At 69.8% G+C, this 16,221-nt stretch carries 15 protein-coding genes and 1 tRNA gene; 7 read left to right on the top strand and 9 right to left on the bottom strand.

Features of this window, described 5'->3' with window-relative positions:
* Nucleotides 1-592: DUF4118 domain-containing protein (locus OUA97_RS21585; protein ID WP_267234150.1), on the bottom strand; the 592-nt coding region annotated here is incomplete at its 3' end.
* Between the two features lie 220 nt (nt 593-812).
* Between OUA97_RS21585 and OUA97_RS21590 the strand changes: the two genes are divergently transcribed.
* Nucleotides 813-1,889, top strand: a complete 1,077-nt coding sequence (locus tag OUA97_RS21590; RefSeq protein WP_267234151.1) for a 2OG-Fe(II) oxygenase — start codon at nt 813-815, stop codon at nt 1,887-1,889.
* Here OUA97_RS21590 and OUA97_RS21595 read toward each other — a convergent pair.
* From OUA97_RS21595 to OUA97_RS21610, 4 genes are read right to left on the bottom strand one after another with little or no spacing between them, the layout of a single operon-like run.
* Entirely contained in the window at nt 1,886-2,332 is a 447-nt protein-coding gene (locus OUA97_RS21595) for a DUF805 domain-containing protein (protein WP_267234152.1), read from the bottom strand. The two genes, OUA97_RS21590 and OUA97_RS21595, sit on opposite strands and share 4 nt — an antisense overlap.
* 32 nt (nt 2,333-2,364) lie before the next feature.
* A complete protein-coding gene (locus tag OUA97_RS21600) occupies nt 2,365-5,298 on the bottom strand; it encodes a hypothetical protein (protein WP_267234153.1) in 2,934 nt (977 codons plus the stop codon).
* The gene (locus tag OUA97_RS21605; RefSeq protein WP_267234154.1) at nt 5,295-5,720 is read right to left on the bottom strand and encodes a hypothetical protein; all 426 of its coding nucleotides are present in this window, start codon (nt 5,718-5,720) and stop codon (nt 5,295-5,297) included. The genes OUA97_RS21600 and OUA97_RS21605 overlap by 4 nt, the downstream gene beginning before the upstream one ends.
* Before the next feature lie 20 nt (nt 5,721-5,740).
* Entirely contained in the window at nt 5,741-6,178 is a 438-nt protein-coding gene (locus OUA97_RS21610) for a DUF3617 domain-containing protein (protein ID WP_267234155.1), read from the bottom strand.
* A gap of 354 nt (nt 6,179-6,532) precedes the next feature.
* Here OUA97_RS21610 and OUA97_RS21615 point away from each other — a divergent pair, with 354 nt between their 5' ends.
* Nucleotides 6,533-6,985, top strand: a complete 453-nt coding sequence (locus tag OUA97_RS21615; RefSeq protein WP_267234156.1) for a hypothetical protein — start codon at nt 6,533-6,535, stop codon at nt 6,983-6,985.
* The gene (locus tag OUA97_RS21620; RefSeq protein ID WP_267234157.1) at nt 6,982-8,301 is read left to right on the top strand and encodes a GAF domain-containing protein; all 1,320 of its coding nucleotides are present in this window, start codon (nt 6,982-6,984) and stop codon (nt 8,299-8,301) included. Before OUA97_RS21615 ends, OUA97_RS21620 begins: the two co-directional genes overlap by 4 nt.
* Before the next feature lie 70 nt (nt 8,302-8,371).
* Here OUA97_RS21620 and OUA97_RS21625 read toward each other — a convergent pair whose 3' ends face one another.
* Nucleotides 8,372-9,121, bottom strand: a complete 750-nt coding sequence (locus OUA97_RS21625) for an SDR family oxidoreductase (protein WP_267234158.1) — start codon at nt 9,119-9,121, stop codon at nt 8,372-8,374.
* 98 nt (nt 9,122-9,219) lie between these two features.
* Here OUA97_RS21625 and OUA97_RS21630 point away from each other — a divergent pair, with 98 nt between their 5' ends.
* Complete coding sequence (locus OUA97_RS21630) at nt 9,220-10,128, top strand: AraC family transcriptional regulator (RefSeq protein ID WP_267234159.1); 909 nt, start codon at nt 9,220-9,222, stop codon at nt 10,126-10,128.
* 304 nt (nt 10,129-10,432) lie between these two features.
* Here the strand turns inward: OUA97_RS21630 and OUA97_RS21635 are convergent.
* Nucleotides 10,433-10,509 (bottom strand) — tRNA-Arg (locus OUA97_RS21635).
* A 50-nt stretch (nt 10,510-10,559) separates the two neighbouring features.
* Nucleotides 10,560-11,498 (bottom strand): ABC transporter ATP-binding protein, encoded by a 939-nt coding sequence (locus tag OUA97_RS21640; RefSeq protein ID WP_267234160.1) that lies wholly within the window; start codon nt 11,496-11,498, stop codon nt 10,560-10,562.
* A 158-nt stretch (nt 11,499-11,656) separates the two neighbouring features.
* On the opposite strand from OUA97_RS21640, the gene OUA97_RS21645 reads away from it, so the two are divergent.
* Together OUA97_RS21645 and OUA97_RS21650 are read left to right on the top strand one after the other, a co-directional pair.
* Complete coding sequence (locus tag OUA97_RS21645) at nt 11,657-11,905, top strand: zinc-finger domain-containing protein (protein ID WP_267234163.1); 249 nt, start codon at nt 11,657-11,659, stop codon at nt 11,903-11,905.
* Between the two features lie 317 nt (nt 11,906-12,222).
* Nucleotides 12,223-13,020, top strand: a complete 798-nt coding sequence (locus OUA97_RS21650) for an isocitrate lyase/PEP mutase family protein (RefSeq protein WP_267234161.1) — start codon at nt 12,223-12,225, stop codon at nt 13,018-13,020.
* On the opposite strand, the gene OUA97_RS21655 is transcribed toward OUA97_RS21650, so the two are convergent.
* Nucleotides 13,017-15,035 carry an MHYT domain-containing protein gene (locus OUA97_RS21655; protein WP_267234162.1) on the bottom strand — a complete coding sequence of 673 codons (2,019 nt, stop codon included), beginning with the start codon at nt 15,033-15,035 and terminating at the stop codon, nt 13,017-13,019. The two genes, OUA97_RS21650 and OUA97_RS21655, sit on opposite strands and share 4 nt — an antisense overlap.
* Nucleotides 15,036-15,251: 216 nt before the next feature.
* Here OUA97_RS21655 and OUA97_RS21660 point away from each other — a divergent pair.
* On the top strand, nt 15,252-16,221 hold a 970-nt coding region (locus OUA97_RS21660; protein ID WP_323691086.1), incomplete at its 3' end, for a 5'-3' exonuclease.

A 16,221-nucleotide genomic window follows, 5' to 3' on the forward strand; every position in this document is an offset into this window, starting at 1 on the left:
GGACCTGGCCGGTCGCGACCTGGGCCAAGGCGGCGGCGGCGGCGGCCAGCGGCTCGGGCGGCTCGACCCCGGCCGGGGCGCTCCACCAGCGGCCGTTCTCGAACACCACCGCCTCGCGGCCGGTCTCGGCGATCCGGTGCGCCAGCGCCTGGCGCACGGCGTCCTCGTGGCCGGAGGCCGAGAATTCCTCGCTCGCGCGGAACAGCGCTCCGGAGGTCCGCGCCCGCGCCTCGGCCCGGCGCTGGGCCTCGCGCAGGCGGCCGGCCAGCCCGCCGGTCAGGACCGCCACCGCCAGGAACACCAGCAGCACCAGGAAGTCCTCGGCCGAGGTCATAGTGAACTGGAAGCGCGGCTCGACCAGGTAGATGTCATAGACCAGGAAGGCGACGGCGGCGGCGAAATAGGCCGGCCCGGGCCCCAGGGTGACGGCGGCGACCAGAACCCCCGCCAGGAACACCATCGACAGGCGGTCGGTGTCGAAGACGCGGTAGATCACCTCGGCCACGGCGGTCGACACCGCGACCATGCCGAAGGCGGCCAGATAGCGCAGCGCGCCGCGCGCCCGTGGGCCGATTGTCCAATCCCGCGCCATGCGGATCCTTGCAAAGCCGGGCGTCGACGGCGTCCGCCTGTCCGTGGGAACCCCAGGCTCGATAGTTGGGAGACGAGCGAGGCCGTCGACGGCCGGACCATGGCCGCAGCCGCTCGCCGGTTCAATTATGCCGGGCTTATGCGCTCGGCGCCCGCCCGGCCCTTATAAGCTTCTTATGCTTGCCGGCATAATCCGTCCACGCGACCAAGCGGCGATGATGATGCAGACCGGACAAGCCGCGCCCTGGTTCACGGCCCCGACGCCCAGCGTCCCCAACTTCAGTTTCTCCAGCCTCGGCGGCCGCTTCGTGCTGCTCGCCTTCCTGCCGAGCGAGCCGATCGCGCGGCAACAGGCCCTGGCCGCCATGCAGGCCCATCATGCGCTCTACGACGGGGCCAACCTGGTCGCCTTCGGGGTGCTGCGCGATCCCAACGCCATCGCCCAGGCCAAGGACCGTCCCGGCATGATGTGGTTCCTCGACCGCAGCGGCGCGGTCAGCCGCGCCTATGGGGCGCTGTCGCCGCAGGGAGAGGAGACGCCGCACTGGTGCGTGCTCGACCCCAGCCTGCGGGTGCTGATCTCCGGGAGCATGGACCAGACTGAACAGGTGTTCGCCGCCCTGCGCGCCCTGCCGTCGCCCGGCGACCACGCCGGCACGCCGCTGCACGCCCCGGTGCTGGTCGTGCCGCGGGTGTTCGACCCCGAAATGTGCCGACGGCTGATCGCCTTCTACGACCGCCAGGGCGGGGTGCGCTCAGGCACCATGCGCCAGGTCGGCGACAAGACCGTCCCGGTGATCGACAACTTCAAGAGCCGCAGCGACGCGACCATCGAAGACCTCGCGTTCCGCGACGAGCTGCGCGCCCGGATCGAGACCCGGCTGCTGCGCCAGATCCATCGCGCCTTCCAGTTCAACGCCACCCGCATCGAACGCTACATCGTCGCCTGCTACGACGCCGACGACGAGAACGGCGGCTACTTCCGTCCGCACCGCGACAACACCACCACCGGCACCGCGCACCGCAAGTTCGCCTGCTCGATCAACCTCAACGCCGAGGAGTTCGAGGGCGGCGATCTGCGGTTCCCGGAGTTCGGTCCCAAGACCTACCGCCCGCCGACCGGCGGGGCGGTGGTGTTCTCCTGCTCGCTGCTGCACGAGGCGACGCCGGTCACCCGCGGCCGCCGCTACGCCTTCCTGCCGTTCTTCTTCGACGAAGCCGGCGAGGTCATCCGCCAGAAGAACCTGCACACCCTGCATGTCGGCGACGACGCGCCGGCGCGGGCGGCCGGCGCCTAGCCACCCTGCATGCGGGCTCCATAGCTGTTCGCCGCGTCGTGTCCGGGCGTAAGGCCCACCCAGAGCACGAAGCCGAGCGAGACGAGCAGCGCCACAGTGGAGACCGCAAGCGACAGGCTGGCGCCGGCCAACGCCATGCCAATCGTACTGATGTTGCTCGCCGCCAGGGCGGTGACCAGACTGAAGACCCCGGCGACGACCGCCGGAACCGCCGCGACCAGAACCAGCAGGCCCGAGCGACCGAAATCGTGCAGTCGCTTGGCCGTCAGGCAGGCCCACGGGTAGATCAGCGCCAGCGAGGCCAGAACGCCGACCACCGGGATCAGGCCGGCGACGAGGCCGATGCAGATCAATCCCGCCGCACCGATCCAGAACTCCGCCCGGCCGATGCGGCCGCGCCCCGACAGATACAGCGTCTGCCAATCGATCTCCTTGAGATCCATGTCGTCTCCTTCCTGTTATCGCGCGTGGTGGGTCATCGGCCGGGCGAGAAGATCTGCTCGGCGGTCCCGTCGCGGACGGTGATCGGCCCGGACACCTGGCCCTCGAAAACGTACCGCAGGCGGGTCTCGCCGCCGGGGGCGACGTAGACCAGCAGCGGCAGCTCCTCGCTGCGCGGTCCGCGCACCGGATAGAGCGCGCTTCGCGTGGTCGCCTTCGCCCCGTCGGCGTCGGCGGCGCTGAACTTGATCCGGCCCTTCGAGGTGGTCAGCACCTTGCGGCCAGGGTTGCGCAGGGTGACGAACAGCTCGGTCCGGCCGTCGCGCCCCCTGGCTACGCCGTCGATCCGCACGTCGAACTGGCTCAGCTCCTTGAACGGGCCAGCGCCGGACGCCTGCAGCGGAGCCAGCGCCGCGCCCGGTTGGACGCCGGACAGGGCGAAGGCCAGCGACTTGTCGTCGCTCTCGCGAATATTCACCACGCTGAATGGCGTGGTCGAGGGCGGGGTCATGACGAAGCGGAAGCGCAGCTCTCCGCCGGGCGGAACGACCGGGGTGGAGGGAAACGATTCGGGGGTCTCCGCGCCGGTGCGCCAGATCTGGCTCTCGCTGGTTCCGACGCCGTCGGCGTCGTAGGCCACCGCCTTGAAGACTCCGGCGCCGATCGAGATGGAGCGGTTCGTCGTATTCTTGACCGTCAGGAACACGTGGACGGTTCCGTTGCGGGCGGTGACGGCGCGTTCGAAGCGGACGTCGAAGTCTTCCAGCGGATGGAGGATCCCGGCCTGCGCGACAGGCCCGGTCGCGACCGGCGGCGTCGGAGGCTGGGGAGGCGGCGGGGGCGTCGGCGACTCGGGCTGGGCCGGCGGCGCGGACGGGGATTGTTCGGTGGCGCCGAGGCGCTTTCCGCTCCAGGTCGAAGGGCTGGTGGAGCCGGCCTGCTGCGCCGTACCGCTAAAGCTGTTCCGGGCGGCGTCGAAGGTCAGAACCACGTCGGCGACGTGCGCGGCGTAGAGGGATTGGCCCCGAAGCACCCCCTCGCTGGCGCCGTCGCGCAATTCGAGACGGCCGCCGTCGACTTCACGGCCGTCGCCCGCGCGCGCCACCATCCGACCGCGCAGGACGCCGTCCTCGCCGAGCGCCAAAGTCACGCGCCCATAGGTCGTATCCCAATCCCCCGCGAAGGGCGTCAGATCCTGCGCAGGGACAGCCGGCCCGGGAGTTTCGGCCGGCTGTTGCGTCGCCTCCTCGGCGATCCAGGGCTTCTCGCCGACCTGATTGAGGAACAGGCGCCGATAGGCCGCGCCCCCGTTGCCGGCGAAGGCGGGCTGGGGCGTTCCGCCCAAGCCTTGCCACTGGTTGCCGGCGTCCAATGAGCGAACCCAGCCCAGCATCAGGTTGCGGAATTCGCTCGGCGCGCCGCCCATCGTCGCGCCTTTGGCGCTCAGGGCGGCGTTGAGCTCGTTCAGGCCCTGATCGCCCAGCAGCATCAGCTTGGTGAGCTGCAATGTGTTGAAGGCCGGCGGCAGGTCGTTGATCCGCCACTTCAGCGACGCGTTCGAGTAGCCGGTGTCGGCGATCTTCAGGTAGTCGCGGTTGAACGTCGCCAGGTCGATCGGATGGTCGACCTCGCCCCCGTGGGCCCCGCCCCGTCGGTTCATGACCTCGTCGAAGTGATTCTCCGGGTTCTTCATGTAGTCTGCCCATTCGTCGGCGGTGCGGCCGCTCACGCCCTTGATCAGCAGGTCCATGGGCGCCTGCATCAGGGCCCGGAACGCTTCGCGCGCCGGCGGGGGCAGGATAGCGTCGATCACGCCCGATATGAACGCGACGGTGGCGACGGCCGCGTCGGGCGTCCCGGCCATCGAGGCCAGGTGGTCGATCACATACTGGTCCATGATCGCCTTGGCCCGGGCCATGTCCGAGCCGCCTTCATTGTAGACGATCGCCTTGGCGATCTCGTGGCTGACGGCTGGGAAGGCGGCCAGGCCGTCGTCGATGTCCTTGATCCAGGCGCGCTTGTATTCGGCCGCGGGGCCGTTCGCTGCGGCGTAGGCGAGCCGCGCGGGACCGCTCTTGGACATGCGGGTCCGGTCGTAGTCCTCGACCTGCCGCTGCAAGCCGTTGCGCAAGGTCGAAAAGATGTAGGGGATCGAGCGGCTGACGCCGCCGCCCTTCAGCAGCTTCTGTTCGAGCACGCTGCCCGGGGTGGCGTAGGTCAGCTCGCGGTAGATGAAGCTCTCCACCCCGGAGATGCTCACCTGGTTCTGGGTGATCGTCCCATAATAGGTGGTGGTCTTTCGTTGAATGTCTTCCTCGTCCATGCCGAGGTCTTCGCGCTTGCGCGGGCTCAGCGGGCCGCCGGTCGTAACGCTGGAGGAGATGGCGCTGGTCGTCTGCGGCGTACGCTTGCCGATGTAGCCCTCGAGCACAAGGTGCTTGGCCGCATTGGTAGGGTCAGGCGTGAGTTTGAACTCGCCGCCGGCGAAGTGGTTGACGAAGGTGTGGGCGAACACGTCGCCCGCAGCATGTGTCAGGTAGCCGACCGTAAAGGCGCGGATCTGCGGGCTGGAGCTATCCAGAAATCCACGCCGCCACAGGTGGGCGAGCCACGCGTTCGAGCCTCCGGCTCCCTGGCCGACGGCGTGCGCCTCTTCTGGGTGGATCACCTGTTGGCCGGTGAGAATGTCCGGATAGGCGTCCGGTCCCAGCACCCCTGCGCGGTACTGCTGGGGCGCCGACTTCAGCGCGGCCAGGACTTCGGGATCAACCTTGAATTGACCGAGCTCGCCGACGATTTTTCCCGTGCGGTAGTCGGTCTCGTAGAGCGTGATTTTGCCGTCGTCGATCGCGTCGCGCAGCGCTTCCTCGGCGAGGTAGATGTGCGTCTTCGGCTTCCAGGCGTGAGCCGGGGACACCGCGGCCAGGGTCGTCAGGGCGGCGACGCCGCAGAGCAGGGCGCGCCTCATTTCCAGACGTCTCCGTCGCTCGGCGGCTGCGGGCCGGCCTGGGCTTCGCAGGCTGTGTTCGTCGAACCGGCCGAGCGGGCCAGATTCAGCGCCGCGCCGGTCAGCGCCCCCGCCACGCGGGCGGTGGCCGCGTGGCGGCTGTCGTACGGCAGGGCGGCGGCGGCGCTGGACGGGTCGCCTGACAGCGCGGCTCCGACCACCGCTGCGGCGGTCGAGTTGCGCCCCGAGCCGCCCATGCCTCCGGCGATGGCTTCGCCGAGGCCGGCTTCGCGCGCGGCCGCCAGCAGGCCGCCCAGGGCGCTGGGCTTGCGCGGTTGGGCCTGCAGGGGCGGCGCGCCGCAAGCGACCTGCGCCTGGGCGAGGGCTGGGCTGATGATCAGGAACGCGGCGAGGCTCGCCGCCGCAAGACGGGTCGGTGACATGGGCAATCTCCGTTGGAGAATCAGCGACGGGCCGGGCAGGCGGCGGCGATGCGCCGGCTGGTCGTGGCGATCTTCACGTCCATCGGCTTCCCGGCGACCATGGTCCGCGAGCTCAGGTTGGCGCTGAAGGAGGTCGGCGTGTAGGTCCCGGTGTGGTGGAACGTCGTCTTGGAGCCGTCGAGCGTACACGCGCCAGCCAGCACGAACCTGCCGCCGCTGATCTGGCGCTGAGCGTAGTCGCACCGGCCTTCGGTCCACTCGGCCAGCACCTGTTCGAGGGTCTGGGTCTTGGCCTCGGCGGCGGTCAGGCACTCATGCTGGACGTCAGGCTCGGGGTCGCCGGCGACGCGGGTGACGATCTCATAGTAGCCGGGAAGAAGGCTCGTCTGCGCGACGGCCGCAGCCGCTGGGAGGCCGAGCGCCACGGCGGCGGCCGCGATCAAGGTCTTGCACTGCATGGATAGGCTCCAATTGCGGCGCGCAGTTCGGCGTCCCCGGCCTTGGACGGTCGGGTGAACTGCGCGCAGATCTGGTCGGAAGGAGTCGGGGCTAGGCGAGTCCGAGGCGCGGACCGTGCGTCACCGGTTTCCAATGGACGTCAGGTGTCTGGTCGTGCCCGTCGGCCGTCATCGCGAAATCGCCCCGTGCCGCGGAATGCGGCGTGGCGCTGCGTCTATGTCCGCACGCGAGCGGAGGCTTCCTAAAGGCTTCCTATGACGGCGTTCGGTCGCCTAAAAGAATCCTATCCGCCGGCCCCCGGCGGAAGCGGGGGACACGTGAAACCGGTCATAGACGCTGATCTGGCGGCCTTCATGCTGCGTTCGGTGATGATCACGACGGCGACGCGCGGTTCCGGTTCACGGCCGGCCATCGGCCGCGGGGTCGGTCTTCGCCTGGGCGAGGACCGGTCGATCCTCGACCTGCTGGTCTCCCGTGCGCAGTGGCCGGCGATGATCAGCGACCTGCGCGTCGGCGCGGCGTTCGCGGTGACGCTCAGCGACCCGACCGATTACCAGACCTACCAGATCAAGGCGCGTGTGGCCGAATTCGGCGATGCGGACGCCGACGAAGTGAACTTGGCTCACAGCTATGTTCGCCGGATGACCCAGACCTTGCTGGAGCTTGGCGTGACCGCGCAGCAGGTGGCCTGCTGGCTTCTTCCCCGGGACCTCGTCAGGCTGCGTCTTATCCCCATGGCGGTCTTTCGCCAGACGCCGGGCCCCGGGGCCGGAACGGCCCACGCCGGCGCGGGGACGCCCGCATGAACATGCCCCTCCGCATGCTTCGCGGCTGCTTCGAGGGGGTCATTCCCTCGATCATCGCCACCTTGGACGACGAGGGCATTCCAAACGTCTCGTACCTGTCGCAGGTCCACTACGTCGACGACGAGCACGTCGCGCTCTCGAACCAATTCTTCTCCAAGACCGCGCGCAACGTAGAGCTGACCGGACAAGCGACCGTCCTCGTGGTCGATGGCCGCACCGGCCAGCAGTACGAGCTCGACCTGGTGTTCGAACGCGCCGTCCAATCCGGCGGCACCTTCTCGCGAATCGACGCGCACATCCGCGCGACCGGCGCGCGGGAAGGCCCCGGCGTGCCTTGGCTGCTGCGCAGCGCCGACATCTATCGGGTGCGCGGTTGCCAGCTCATTCCGGCTCAGCCCGAACCGCCGGCCGTCCAACTGCTGGGGCAGGATTGCGGCGCGCTGCTCTCGGCGGCGGCCCGCCTGGCGATGCGCCTGGCCAAGGCCAGTGATCCGGATGCGATGATCGACGGCATACTCGACGGTCTTCAGCGGGAGCTGGGCTACACGAACATTATCATCCTGCTCGCCGATGAGCAGCGCGGACGGCTGACGACCATCGGCAGCCGCGGATACAGCCTCGGCGGCGTCGGATCGGAGACGCGCATTGGGGAAGGGGCGATTGGCGTCGCGGCCGCCAGCGCGCGTCCTGTCCGCATCAGCGACATGAGCCGGGGTCGGCGATACGCCGCGGCGGTCGGCGGCGAGGCCGGCGAGCGCGTGATTCCGCTTCCTGGCCTGGCCGAGCCGCAGAGCCAGCTCGCCGCCCCGATGATCAGCAATGGACGCGTCCAGGGCGTGCTGTTCGCCGAAGACGCCCGGCGCTTCCGCTTCACCCATGCGGACGAAGACGCCCTGGCCATGGTCGCGTTGCAGCTGGCCGCCGGCCTGCGCCTGTCGGAGGCCGATACGCCCGGCGCCGAGCGAAGCGGACAGTCGGCGGCCCCGGGCGGCCGGCCGTTCCACGTCCGCTACCACGGCTTCGACGACAGCCTGTTCATCGACGACGTCTACCTGATCAAGGGCGTGCCCGGTCGGCTGCTGTTCCATCTCCTGAAGCTCCATGCCGAGTCCGGGCGAACCGACTTCAGCAACCGCGAGCTTCGCCTGGACGGCGCCCTTCGCCTGCCGGAACTGAAGGACAATCTGGAGGCCCGGCTCATCCTTCTCCGCCGGCGCCTCGACGAGAAGGAGGCGCCGGTGCGGATCACCCGTCCGGAGCGAGGCCTGATCCATCTCGAACTGGCGCGGCCGCCGCGCCTCGAGGTTGTGAGCTAGGCGAGGTCATCCGCCAGAAGAACCTGCACACCCTGCAGGTCGGCGACGGCGCGCCGGCGACGGCCGCGTCCTAGGCGCCTGCCGCTTCGTACAGGGCCACCGCGTCCGGACCGGCCGGGAACCGCAACGTCTCGCCGGCGTCGTGGACGGCGGCCCAGACCGCCTCGGCCACGTCGACTTCCCGCGTGGTCATGGCCGGCCGCGCGAACGCCTCGAAGATCGGGGCGGCGAAGTCGGCGTAGGCCGGGGGAATGAGCTCCTCGACCTTGACCGAGGTGTTCTGTGAAAAGCGCGTGGTGGGTGCAAAGCCTGGCTCGACCAACCGCGCGCGAACGCCGAAATAGGCGAGCTCGTGAGCCAGCGACCCGGTGAAACCCTCGATCGCCTGCTTGCTCGCCGTATAGGCCGCCGCCAGCGGCATGGGCGCCAGGGCGACGCTGGACGTGACGTTCACGATCGTCCCGGATCGCCGCGCCCGCATCTGCGGAATCACCGCCTGGGTCATGGCCATGACGCCGAAGGTGTTGGTCTCGAACACCCGGCGGACGTGGCTCATCGGCGTGGCCTCGAAGGCGCCGACCACCCCGATGCCGGCGTTGTTGACCAGCACGTCGATCGGCCCGGCCGCATCGATGGCCGCGGCGATGCTGCCGGCGTCGGTCACGTCGAGCGGCAGGATACGCAGAGCTCTCGACATCGGCAGCACGCTCTCGCGCGGCGTGCGCATGGTGGCGACGACATTCCAGCCCTTGTCCAGAAAGCGCCGCGCCGTCGCGAGCCCGTAGCCCGACGAGCAGCCGGTGATCAGTACAGTGTTCATGGTTCTTGCCTCGTCCGTGATGTGATGATCCGAGGCTAGGCGCTGGGAGCCGGACGAACTACGATCAACGGTCCGCATTTTGTTGGCGAAAGTCCGACATGATTGATCCGCTCTCCGAGGTGATTGGGCTGCTGCGCCCGCGCACGGTGCTGACCAAGGCGATCAGCGGCGCAGGGGCCTGGGGCGTGCGCTATGCCGACTTCGGTCATCCCAGCTTCGCCGTCGTGATCGACGGGGCCTGCCGCCTCACGCTCGACGGCGAATCCGAGTTGCGGCTGCGGGCCGGTGACTTCGTTCTGCTGCCGACCACGCCCGGCTTCACCATGACGGGGTTCGAGCCGGTCGCTCCTCAGCCGATCGATCCCCATGCCGCCGCCGCGGCCGGTCCGGGCGAGATTCGCCACGGCCGCCAGAGCGGCCCGCCCGACCTCCGCATCCTCGGCGGCTACTTCGTCTTCGACGGCGAGGACGCCGGCCTGCTGGCCTCGCTGCTGCCGGCCCTGGTGCACGTCCGCGGCGCGCCGCGGCTGTCGGCCCTGGTCGAACTGCTGATCGACGAGGCGGCCCAGGAGCGGCCCGGCCGGGAGCTGGTGCTGGGCCGCCTCGTCGAGGTGCTGCTGGTCGAGGCGCTGCGCCTGTCGCCGGCCTCAGACGCGCCCGCCGGTCTGCTCCGCGGCCTCTCCGATGCACGGCTGGCGCAGGCGCTGCGGCGGATGCACGCCGAGCCGGCCCGACCCTGGACCATGAGACAGTTGGCTCGCGAGGCGGCGCTGTCGCGCTCGGCGTTCTTCGACCGCTTCAACCGACAGGTCGGCGCGCCGCCGATGGAGTATCTGCTGTCCTGGCGCATGGCCCTGGCCAAGGACCTGTTGCGTCGCCAGCGCCTCGACATCGCCCAGGTCGCCGAACGCGTCGGCTACGGCTCGGCCAGCACCTTCAGCACCGCCTTCAGCCGTCACGTCGGCCAGCCGCCTGGCCGCTACGCGCGGCAGGCGGTCATGCTTTAGGCAAGCACGATGATCTCAAGACTTTCAGGCCCGGCCAAGCTGCGATCTGGGTCGGGAGGGGCGCCCAAGTTGAAGCGGGACGGCGAAGTCAGAATCGCACGGCGGACCTCGGAGTCCCGCGCCAACAGATGCGGACCATGAGCCTCACATCCGCGCTCAATCGCCTGACCTTCGAAGACAGGGACGAAACGGCGCCATCGACGTTGACGGCTCGGCGAGCCCCGCCGTCACGGCCGGCTCAGGTCATTTTGTCGATCTAAGGGGAATAGTCGCCTCGCCGCTGGCGGTTCAAGGCGAGGGAAAATGGCGCACCCGACACGATTCGAACGTGTGACCTTTGCCTTCGGAGGGCAACGCTCTATCCAGCTGAGCTACGGGTGCGTCTGAGCGAGTTGCGCTGTCTAGCCGAAAGCTGCGCGAAACGGAAGCGTTCAGGCGCCGGCCGTGGTCAGCGAGACGAAGACATCCTCCAGGTCCGGATCCTCGGTGGCGATGTCCTTGATGTGCAGGCCGGTGGCGCGCACCGCGGCCAGCACCTGCTCGACGCTCGACTGGCCGGTCCGGTAGGTGACCTGGAAGGCCCCGCCCGCCCGCGGCTTGGTCTCGAAGCCCGGCAGCTCGGGCGCGACCATCAGCGGCTCCTCGGGCGTCACCACCACGTTGCGCGTGTCGAGCCGGCGCAGCAGGCTGGAGGTCGGCTCGCAGGCCACGACCTCGCCGCGGTTGACGATGGCGATCTGGTCGCAGAGTTCCTGGGCTTCCTCCAGGTAGTGCGTGGTCAGGACGATGGTCACGCCCTTGCGGTTCAGCTCGACCACATAGTTCCACAGCTGGCGGCGGAGCTCGACGTCGACCCCGGCGGTCGGCTCGTCGAGGATCAGCACCGGCGGATTGTGCACCATGGCCTTGGCGACCATCAGGCGGCGCTTCATGCCGCCCGACAGCTGGCGCACATAGGCCCCGGCCTTGTCGCCGAGACCGAGCGCGTTCAGCAGCTCCATGGTCCGGCGCTCGGCCGCCGGCACCCCGTACATGCCGGCCTGCACCTCCAGCGACTCGCGCGGGGTGAAGAACGGGTCGGCGGCGATCTCCTGCGGCACCACCCCGATCGCGGCCCGCGCGTCGCGCGGGCGCTGGTCGATGTCGCGGCCCCAGATCCGCACCGTGCCGGAGGTCTTCTTGGTCAGCCCGGCCAGGGTGTTGATGAAGGTCGACTTGCCGGCGCCGTTGGGGCCCAGCAGTCCGAAGATCGATCCGCGCGGGATCTTCAGGTCCAGACCCCGCAGGGCGTGCATCTGCGGCGCGGTCTTGGTCGCCGGGTAGATCTTCACGACGCCTTCGGCCTCGATGGCGAACTCAGGTAGGTCCATGCGTCTCTTTGTGTCCGGGGCGTGCATTGACGGGCGAAGCCGTGGTCCGATACCTAGGCGCGTGCGGCGCATCCGCCAAGCTTCCGCCGCCGGAGAGTTCAAGAATGGCCCGTAAAGCCCCCGTCCCCGACCAAGGCCGCTCCTCGCAGCTGGAGCCCATGCCCGCCAAGGGCGCCCATACGCCGGACCTGCCGCCGTCGGAAGTGGTGGTGGTGCGTTCGGGCCGGGTCGCCTGCGACGGCGTCGGCGGCGCGCTCGGCCACCCGCGCGTCTGGCTGGAGATGGGCGAGGCGACCTTTGTCGAGTGCCCGTACTGCGACCGCCGCTTCGTGTTGCCGGACGGCTCGGAAGGTCCCGAGGACGAGCGCCTGGCCCCCGGCGTCTACGAAGGCCCGCACGGCCACTGACGGGACGCCTCGCGTCGGTCGATCGCGCTCCGGGGCTTTATTCCGGCCTTATGCGCGACAGGATGTTCCATATCGAGGTTTGACGCGGGGCGGCGCTATCGTTCCGGCTTGGCGTCAAACCTCGCTGGAATCCCATGAAAAAGTCCCGCGCCGCGACCGATCGACAATTCGCCCATCGCGTCTTCGCGATCGCCTGCAGCATCCTCGCCGTTTCGGTGATCGTCGGCGCCGCGGCCTGACCACAGCCGAATCCCGCCGGAATGTCACATCGGTGGCGCCTATATCGTCCTTCGCCTGAGCCACAGGAGGAGGCGATCATGAGCCAAGCAACGACTTTCAAGCAGCTCCACGCGGGTCCGCAGATCCTCGTGCTGCCCAACGCCTGGGACGCCGCCAGCGCGGCGCTGATGGAGGACGCCGGCGCCCAGGCCGTGGCCACCTCCTCGGCCGCAGTCGCCTGGGCCCACGGCTACGCCGACGGCGACCTCCTGCCGGTCCCGACCCTGCTCGCCGCCATCGGCGAGATCGCCCGCGTGCTGAAGGTCCCGCTGACCGCCGACATCGAAGGCGGCTATTCCGACGACCTTGAAGCCCTGAGCGAGACGGTCAGGGGCGTGATCGACGCCGGCGCGGTCGGGATCAACCTCGAGGACGGCGTCCGCGACCCCGCCCTGCAGGCCCGCAAGATCGAGGCCGTCCGCAAGGCCGCCGACCAGGCCGGCGCCGGCCTGTTCGTCAACGCTCGCACCGACGTCTATCTGCGCGGCCTCGCGCAAGGCGAGGCGGCGCTGGCCGAGACCCTGCGCCGCGCCGAGCTCTACCGCGCGGCCGGCGCCGACGGGATCTTCGTGCCCGGCCCGGTCGACGAGGCCCTGCTCGGGACCCTGGCGCGCGAGATCGCCCTGCCGCTCAACGTCATGGGCCGCGGCGGCGCGCCGAGCGCCGCGCGGCTGCAGACGCTGGGCGTACGGCGGCTGTCCTCGGCCACCGCCCCGTTCCGCGCCGCCTACGCCGCGCTCGGCCGCGCGATGAGCGCGTTTCTGGAAAGCGGCGACGCCGACGCCCTGGCCCAGGCCGGCCAGGGACTCACCGACCTCAACAAGCGCTTCGGCTAGGCGCTGATCGCGGTCGGCGGCGTGGGCTCGACGGCCGCGGAGATCGCCGCGACCAGGGCCTCGATGTTGATCGGCTTGGTCAGGTAGCCATGAAAGCCCGAGGTCTTGCCGCGGGTCACGGTCTCGGACAGCACGTTGGCCGAGATGGCGATCACCGGGATGTCCCGGGTGACGGGGTCGGCCTCCAGCCGCGTCTTGACCTGGAAGCCGTCCATGCCGGGCAGGTTGATGTCCAGCAGGATGACGTCGGGACGCAAGGCCGCGGCCAGCTCCAACCCCTCCATCGGCAGCTCGGCGACGTGCAGGTCCAGGCTGCCCAGCGCCTCGGCGATGTGGCGCATCAGCCGGATGTTCGAGGCGTTGTCCTCGATGTAGAGCACCACCGCGTCGGGGGCCTTGCCGACGACCGCGCTGCGGCGGTCCTCCTCGCGGGCGGCGACCTGGGCCGGCTCCGCCGCGGGCAGGTCGACGATGAAGGTCGAGCCGACGCCCTCCAGGCTCTGGACGTCGAGCCTGCCGTTCATCGCCTCCACCAGCCGGCGGGTCAGGGCCAGGCCGAGCCCCGCGCCCTCGACACCCGACCCCTCGCGGCCCAGCCGCTCAAAGGGCTCGAACAGGTCGGCCATCCGCCCGGTCGGAATGCCCAGCCCGGTGTCGCGCACGCAGATCAGCACCCGCTCGCCCTGCGCCTGGACGGTCACCTCCACCGACCCGCGCGGGCGGTTGTACTTGATGGCGTTGGAGATCAGGTTGGCCAGCACCTGCTTGAGCCGCAGGTGGTCGGCGCGCACCGCCAGCTCGGCCTCGGGCGCGGCGATGGTCACGCTGATCCCGGCGCGGTCGGCCATCGGCCGGAAGGTTCCGGCCAAGGCCTCGGCGACCTCCTGCGGATCGACGGCCTCGATCGACACCGAGACCTTGCCGCTCTCGATCTTGGCGAAGTCCAGCACCTCCTCGATCAGCGCCAGCAGATGGCGCCCGGCGGTGTGGATCTGCTCGACCGCTTCGGTCTGGCGCTCGGTCAGCGGCTCGCTGCCGCGCATCCGCAGGATGTCGGCGAACCCGATCACCGCGTTCAGCGGGGTGCGCAGCTCGTGGCTCATATTGGCCAGGAAGTCGGACTTGGCGCGGTTGGCGTCCTCGGCCCGCCGGCGCTGCTCGTCGAGCGCGGCCAGGGCGGTGGTCAGGTCGGCGGTCCGCAGCTGCACCGCCGACTCCAGCTGGCCGTTGAGCGCCCGCAGCCGCTCGGCCTCGGCCAGCGAGCGCGCCTCCAGCCGCCGGTCGATATAGGCGCACATCAGTCCGACGGTCAGGATCAGCGCCGTGCAGGCCACGATGGTCGCCGACAGCAGCGCGCCGGAGACCAGCTCGCCGTCCGCCGCCTGCCCCGGACCGGCGACGATCACCGTGCCGGCCATGGCGGTGAAGTGCATGCCGCAGATCGCCGCGGCCATCACCACCGCCGCCGCGCCGCGCTGGCGCGCCGTGCGCAGGTTGACCACCAGCCACAGGGCCACGCTCGCCGCGGCCACCGCGATCAGCACCGACAGCGCGAAGAAGCCGGGCCGGTAGTAGACCTCCCCCGGCAGCCGCATCGCCTCCATGCCCATATAGTGCATGACCGCCACGCCTAGCCCGACCAGGGTCCCGCCGGTCAGAATCCCCCGCCAGCCGCCGCTGTCGGTGATCGCCTTCAGCCCGCCGGCCGTGGCGATCATGGCGATCGCGCCCGACAGGATGGTCAGCCCCGGGTCGTACTCGACCTTGAACGGCGTGCGGTAGGCCAGCATGGCGATGAAGTGCATCGACCAGACCCCGCCGCCCAGCACCGCGGCCGCGCCGAGATGCCAGAACCGCCGGGCCGGGCCCTGGGCCGAGTTCAGCCGCTCGGCCATGTCCAGGGCGGTGAACGAGGCCACCGCCGCCACCAGATAGGAGATCACCACCAAGGCGCCGTCGTGGTCTGTCGCGACCCCTTCGACACGACTGCTGAAGCAGAGCCCGAGAATTTCCACGAGACACCCCACGCCCCAAAGAACGGTCGAATGAACGTCTCATGATTGTATTGATTCGGCGTTACACTCAGATCATCGAGAGATGGACCGCAGATTACTTGATCTGTACTTTACGCATTTTACGTAGAATGCATCACCGCGGCCGCCGACGACGAACCTGCGCCGCCACGCCACGCAGCGGATGACCTTCGCCCGCGTGCACCCTATGTTCCCGCCATGACCGACGCGCCCCTCGACGCCCCGACCCTCGCCGACATCCCCCGCCAGCCGACCCAGGACGGGCCGGCCGTGCGCCTCTATCTGGTCGACGGCTCCGGCTACATCTTCCGCGCCTATCACGCGCTGCCGCCGCTGACCCGCAAGAGCGACGGCCTGCCGATCGGGGCGATCAGCGGCTTCTGCAACATGCTCTGGAAGCTGCTGGTCGACATGAAGGCCCAGCCCGAGGGGCCGACCCACCTGGCGGTGATCTTCGACCACTCCGAGAAGACCTTCCGCAACAAGCTCTACGACCAGTACAAGGCCCACCGCCCGCCGCCGCCCGAGGACCTGGTCCCCCAGTTCCCGCTGATGCGCCGCGCCACCCGCGCCTTCGGCATCCCCAGCCTGGAGCTGCCCGGCTACGAGGCCGACGACCTGATCGCCGCCTATGCCTGCAAGGCGCGCGACGCCGGCGGCGAGGTGACGATCATCTCGTCCGACAAGGATCTGATGCAGCTGGTCGGCGACAAGGTGTCGATGCTCGACACCATGAAGAACGTGAAGATCGGCCGCGAGCAGGTGATCGAGAAGTTCGGGGTGCCGCCGGAAAAGGTCGTCGACGTCCAGGCGCTCTGCGGCGACAGCGTCGACAACGTCCCGGGCGCGCCGGGCATCGGGATCAAGACCGCCGCCCTGCTGATCAACGAATATGGCGACCTCGACACGCTGCTGGCCCGCGCCGGCGAGATCAAGCAGCCCAAGCGCCGCGACACCCTGATCGAGTTCGCCGACCAGATCCGCCTCTCGCGCGAACTGGTGCGGCTGGACTGCGAGACCCCGCTGCCCGAACCGATCGACGCCCTGGCGGTCGACGATCCCAACCCCGAGGAGCTGGCCGCCTTCCTTGAGGAGATGGAGTTCCGCAGCCTGGCCCGCCGCGTGGCCGGCGGCGGCGCGGCCGCCTCGGCGACCCTGGCCCCCACGC

Origin of the sequence: Phenylobacterium sp. 58.2.17 (genome assembly GCF_026411515.1) — a bacterium.
In the GTDB taxonomy this organism is placed as follows: domain Bacteria; phylum Pseudomonadota; class Alphaproteobacteria; order Caulobacterales; family Caulobacteraceae; genus Phenylobacterium.

Coding starts and splice junctions, on each gene's coding strand:
- OUA97_RS21610 (WP_267234155.1), bottom strand. CDS start 6,178: ATGCAGTGCAAGACCTTGATCGCGGCCGCCGCCGTGGCGCTCGGCCTC.
- OUA97_RS21595 (WP_267234152.1), bottom strand. CDS start 2,332: ATGGATCTCAAGGAGATCGATTGGCAGACGCTGTATCTGTCGGGGCGC.
- OUA97_RS21590 (WP_267234151.1), top strand. CDS start 813: ATGCAGACCGGACAAGCCGCGCCCTGGTTCACGGCCCCGACGCCCAGC.
- OUA97_RS21600 (WP_267234153.1), bottom strand. CDS start 5,298: ATGAGGCGCGCCCTGCTCTGCGGCGTCGCCGCCCTGACGACCCTGGCC.
- OUA97_RS21645 (WP_267234163.1), top strand. CDS start 11,657: ATGCCCGCCAAGGGCGCCCATACGCCGGACCTGCCGCCGTCGGAAGTG.
- OUA97_RS21615 (WP_267234156.1), top strand. CDS start 6,533: ATGCTGCGTTCGGTGATGATCACGACGGCGACGCGCGGTTCCGGTTCA.
- OUA97_RS21630 (WP_267234159.1), top strand. CDS start 9,220: ATGATTGATCCGCTCTCCGAGGTGATTGGGCTGCTGCGCCCGCGCACG.
- OUA97_RS21625 (WP_267234158.1), bottom strand. CDS start 9,121: ATGAACACTGTACTGATCACCGGCTGCTCGTCGGGCTACGGGCTCGCG.
- OUA97_RS21650 (WP_267234161.1), top strand. CDS start 12,223: ATGAGCCAAGCAACGACTTTCAAGCAGCTCCACGCGGGTCCGCAGATC.
- OUA97_RS21605 (WP_267234154.1), bottom strand. CDS start 5,720: ATGTCACCGACCCGTCTTGCGGCGGCGAGCCTCGCCGCGTTCCTGATC.
- OUA97_RS21620 (WP_267234157.1), top strand. CDS start 6,982: ATGAACATGCCCCTCCGCATGCTTCGCGGCTGCTTCGAGGGGGTCATT.
- OUA97_RS21640 (WP_267234160.1), bottom strand. CDS start 11,498: ATGGACCTACCTGAGTTCGCCATCGAGGCCGAAGGCGTCGTGAAGATC.